This is a genomic window from Janthinobacterium sp. ROICE36, assembly GCF_002869965.1.
GTDB lineage: Bacteria > Pseudomonadota > Gammaproteobacteria > Burkholderiales > Burkholderiaceae_D > Janthinobacterium.
The window spans coordinates 1-665 of sequence record NZ_PEBS01000195.1; the positions used below are offsets into that span (position 1 = coordinate 1).

Consider the following 665-nt stretch of genomic DNA (forward strand, 5'->3'; position numbering starts at 1 on the left):
TAGCAAGAAGTGGACGATGCCAATACGGGACTGGAAAGCGGCACTGAACCGCTTCGCCATCCAGTTTGAAGACCGGGTACCGCAGACTTAAACGAAAAACCGTTTACACAGAATTCAGTACACCCCCGGTGCGTACGGAACAATGTTGCGGGCAGCCGAATTGCATCTCAATAATATGATTTCCGACGGTAAGCCACATCCTCTCTGGCGTCAAACAAGTGGCCTTGGCGCACTGCTTTTGCAAGATCCAACAAATTTTGGCGCGTCATCTGGCAAAGCCATGACCGTCAGCGATTTAAAGAAAATTTCTCCCTGTTGGTATCCAGTGCATGCGATGGGCTACAACTTTATCAAGAGCAATGGTGAATCTGCCGTCACGATTGCAGAACGACTACGCGGCCTTGTCAAAGGCTACAAAAAACGCGGATTCAAATGTAACGAAGTCATCATCGTCACGCATAGCATGGGGGGCTTGCTGGCCCGTGCATTGATACACCCCAGCTATGGAAAGATGCTAGACGATAAAGATGTAAAAATCGTAACTGTTCAGCATGAGCAGTGTTTCAAAAAACAGTTGTAAACCTTTTCAAACCGGCTCATCATGCTGTCATGGCAAAAAAACGTACCCCTCCCGATCTCTCCGCCCTGACGCGCGGTGAGCTTGA

The 665-nt window shown here is 48.9% G+C and carries 1 protein-coding gene; it reads left to right on the forward strand.

The features are described from left to right. The first annotated feature begins 160 nt into the window (after positions 1–160). The gene (locus CSZ94_RS27390; RefSeq protein ID WP_146009930.1) at positions 161–580 is read left to right on the forward strand and encodes an esterase/lipase family protein; all 420 of its coding nucleotides are present in this window, start codon (positions 161–163) and stop codon (positions 578–580) included. Positions 581–665 lie beyond the last annotated feature (85 nt).